General features: G+C 55.4%; 3 protein-coding genes. All 3 read left to right on the top strand.

Annotation, left to right across the window (positions count from 1 at the left end):
• Positions 1-196 precede the first annotated feature (196 nt).
• Genes NGJ44_RS22950 through NGJ44_RS22960 form a run of 3 tightly spaced genes read left to right on the top strand, consistent with a single transcriptional unit; the run spans position 197 to position 3,874 of the window.
• The gene (locus NGJ44_RS22950) at positions 197-787 is read left to right on the top strand and encodes a C-terminal helicase domain-containing protein (protein WP_251866025.1); all 591 of its coding nucleotides are present in this window, start codon (positions 197-199) and stop codon (positions 785-787) included.
• 49 nt (positions 788-836) lie between these two features.
• Positions 837-2,066, top strand: coding sequence for a DUF6361 family protein (locus NGJ44_RS22955; protein WP_251866027.1), 1,230 nt, complete (start codon positions 837-839; stop codon positions 2,064-2,066).
• A complete protein-coding gene (locus tag NGJ44_RS22960; protein ID WP_053244329.1) occupies positions 2,060-3,874 on the top strand; it encodes a phospholipase D family protein in 1,815 nt (604 codons plus the stop codon). The genes NGJ44_RS22955 and NGJ44_RS22960 overlap by 7 nt, the downstream gene beginning before the upstream one ends.
• The last annotated feature ends 212 nt before the right edge of the window (positions 3,875-4,086 follow it).

The raw sequence follows: 4,086 nt of genomic DNA on the forward strand, positions 1-4,086 counted from the left end.
GCCACGATGCTCTTGTACCAGACGCACGGCGCGGTCACGGACTTCCGGGGAAAACTTGTTCTGCTTGCTCATAAGGGCTCCATTCTCTCAAAGGTTGGAGCCTCCGCAAAACCCGGGGCAATTCAGACCAGTCGACTGGCCTGAGCAATTGCCATGGTCCGACCAGTTTCTCCGCATTCTTGACCCAGCTTGCCCTGTGGTGGTGATCAGCTACTCCGCCAACACCTATACGTTATCGAACCCTTTTGAGGCGCAGATCGTTTCCGCTTTGACCCTTTTGTACAAGAAGCTGGTCGACGCCCAACAGGCCGGAGTAAGCGCCCAGGAGTTTTGGACGCAGAAAATTGGCATTGTGACTCCCCACCGAGCCCAGATGGCATCCATCAGAAATCTGCTCGTGGACACGGCCGGTATGACGATGGACCCGCCTCCATTTGTGGACACCGTAGACCGGTTCCAGGGTCAGGAGCGCGACCTGATCCTTTCCAGTTATGTGGTGGCCGACCGGGATTTTGTTGCGTCTGAAGATGCGTTCATCCTTAGCCCGAGACGATTCAATGTGACGCTGACCCGGGCGAGAAGCAAATTTGTGATGATTATTAGCGACGCGCTTCTCCAGTATCTGCCATCCGATCCGGACGTGGCCCGTGACGCCGCTCACCTGCAGCTCTTCGCCGAGCAGTATTGCAGTTCGGTATGCGACACGATCGACTTGCCGTTCTTTGAACGCGGTGCTCTGTCGACCATGAGATGCAAATTGAGGGGGCGATACGAGAATGGAGTTTGATGCAATCAACGCCGATCCATTTGTGGCTGTAGGGAGGGAGTACTGAAAGATGCCTTCCGTCCTTGCATGGATTGACCATGACTCGAAAGCGAGGGAACGCACGCTTCGCATCCTTTCCCTTTTCCAGGAAAAGGAAAGTCGTGACGAGCTTGGGCTCGGCTCCGTGCGGGACAGCTTTGCCGATCAGTTGTTTCCAGGAACAAGCACGATCCAGACACGCCTTCGCTACATGCTTTTCGTGCCATGGGTTTACCATTCGCTGGAAGAGAAGCGACTACCAGCAGAGAGTTTTTCGATCCAGGCTGACAAGCTGGAAAGAGACCTGGTTCAGCCGTTGATGGATTCCGATGATCAGGCTGGCGTCTTTGGTAAGACCGCAGGAAAGAGGCTCAAACGGTTGCCCAGCTCCGTCTACTGGGCCGGTCTCGGTGTCTGGGGAATACGCATTACGCCATTCTCGCAGGACGAATATCACAGGCGCATCGACGAGACTTACCGTCGCCGGAATGCCCTGAAGGCTCTTGAGAAAGACGCAAAGGTACGGGGAGACGACATCGACGTTGAGCAGCGGATGGCCACTCTCAGTTGGCATCCTCGATTGCCAGCACCTCCGGAAGATTTTCCGGGGGCGGTGAACTTCGCTTTATCCAGGGAAGAAGCCGAATTTATTCGGGATCGCATCCAGGTCGCTTGCCCCAATAGTCTCCTCTCGTTCTTGGCACTGCACTGCGAACCCGCCGACACCCAAGCTCCATGGGAACATCAGGACTACGGCCGCTTTTCCGAACAGCATAAAGAACTCCTGACCCATGCACGGCTGTTCTCGGAGGTGATGCATGGAGCGGCGCTCTCGTACAACGTTCAGCTCGCCAGGCTTCGAAACCATGAAGACCTTGTCGCCGAGCATCAGGCAAGTTTCGATGAATGGACCGCAAATCTTCCCCTGGAGGAAATTCGCTCCTGGTCGGTGAGCCGCCTCTGGGAGTTGACCATGGATCATGGCCACACCATCACCCCGAAAACGAGATTCTTCGTTCAGCAGTGGATCGACCATACCCGGAGGTCCCCCAATGACCTCCTTTCTAACGCAGATGCGCTCACCCTGATCAAAAGAAGGGAAATGAAACTCAAGGGCACGCGTTCCCGATTCAGGAACCAGAGGGCGCTCGAGCAGTGGGGCGGGTACTCCGGCGTCGGAAGACTTGTCTATCGCTGGCCGAATGTGAAGGTGCTTTTGAACGACCTGTACCAGGGGATGAGCCGGGAGGAGAAATGCTGAACCCAAACTCCCGGAGCCTTTATACCTCTGCATTGACCCCACCGCCGGGGATGATTTTCGACGAGGCCATTGCAACCACCTTTTCGATGGACCCAGCCCTACTGCTTGAGGCACCTGTCTACCTGGCGTTAATGGCGGCGGATGGTCATACCGATCCTGACCCGTTGTCTGTGCTTGAAGCCATCCGCAGGTACTCGAAACGAATCACCGTCTATGTGCAACGAGGACGGATTCAAGTGCCCCAGATTGCCAAGCCCAATCCATTGTTTGGGTTTCTGGAGGAAATGGTCGTCGAGGTAACGGCCCCTGGCGGAGGCGTCTTCCATCCAAAAGTCTGGGCAATCCGTTTTGTCAGCCCCGATCAAAGCAGCTCGATGTATCGTCTGGTGGTCCTGACGAGGAACATGACCACCGATCAGTCCTGGGACCTGTCACTTCAGCTCGAAGGCACGATTACAGGTAGGAAGTCCAAATCAAATAAACCGCTGGCACATTTCTTCAAGACACTTCCTGATCTGGCTACCGGACCAACGGAATCGGGCAGGAGCGAGCAAGCTCTCAGATTCGCGGACGAGCTACATCGAGTCCAGTGGGAACTCCCCGACGGCTTTGACGAGCTGACCTTCTATCTTCCAGGAACGAAAGGGTTTGACTGGGAGCCTCCCATGGCAAATCGGATGGCCGTCATCTCGCCGTTCTGTTCTGACGAAGCCCTGCGGGCACTGACGAAAAAAACCAAGGCCGCTGATGCTCTCATCTCACGCCCTGAGTCATTGTCAGCCCTGAAGAAGGAGACTCTCGAGCTCTTCACGCAATGTCTTCATCTGGACGACGCGGCGGAAACCGAGGATGGCGAGGAAGAAGAAGCCACCGAACAGCCGCTTGCGACCGGTCTTCATGCAAAGGTCTATCTGTTTGAGACCCGGTACTATTCAGACTATACCCATGTGATCATGGGGTCCGCGAATGCAACCAACGCGGCGCTGAGCGCTTCGAAAAATATCGAGATTCTGGTCGGGCTGGTTGGCCGGAAGAGTAAAGTTGGCGGCATCGACGAGCTTCTTGGCGCTGACGGATTAGGTGAATATCTTGTCGATTTCGACACGAGCAAGGAAGCAGAGATTGATGCGTTCCGGCAGGCGGCTGAGGAATCCGTTGAGAGGGCTCGCTCCCGGATAGCTGAAGCAGCTCTGTCCATCGAATGCAGCCCGGGATCGAAGGACGGCCTGTGGGCATTGGTGTTGACGGGAGAAATCCCATCCCTTGATGGGATCGTCAGTGCTATTGCATGGCCGATAACCGTTACTCGGGACTTCGCGGTGGATATTCTTAACGGCGATGCTAACGGTGGGATCGGCCTCGGAGAGTTCTCCGCCTCTTCTGTAACGGGGCTCATCGCGTTTGAGCTTAAGACCAACCATCCGGACGTTTCGGCCCGGTTTGTTCTGAATATTCCCGTTACCGGCGTTCCAGAAGAACGCAACTCTGCCATCCTGCAAACCGTGATCAGCAATCAGGAGGGATTCCTGCGTTATCTCCTACTGTTGTTGGGGGATGATAAGGTATCCGGACTTGATCCAGGTAGTGGCTCCGGGCTTGCCAAATGGTTGGCCCGGTTAGCCGACGGTGAGGATATCCCGCTACTGGAAGAGCTGACCCGCACGTACAGTCGACACCCGGAGAGACTGGCGGAAATCTCGGGGCTGGTTCGTGATCTGTCCCAGGGAAGCAAGAATGCGATTATCCCCGAGGATTTTTTAGACCTCTGGACGGTTTTTGAATCGGCTATCGGGAGGCGTGATGCGTAGCAACCGCTTTTTATCAACTCCCGCCTTGGCCGGTCTGAAAGATTTCCAGAGGAAGACCGTGGATTACGTCTTCAAGCGGCTCTATGTGTCAACGCCGGTTGAAAACTGACCCACTTTCGTCGGAATCGTCGGAGTAAAACTGACCCACCCCGGCGTCCAAAAAACCTAGCTCCTGATCTTGATATTCCCTGCTTTGCGCTTGTCCTTGAGTC

Source organism: Achromobacter sp. Marseille-Q4962 (assembly GCF_943737005.1).
Taxonomy (GTDB): domain Bacteria; phylum Pseudomonadota; class Gammaproteobacteria; order Burkholderiales; family Burkholderiaceae_B; genus Achromobacter.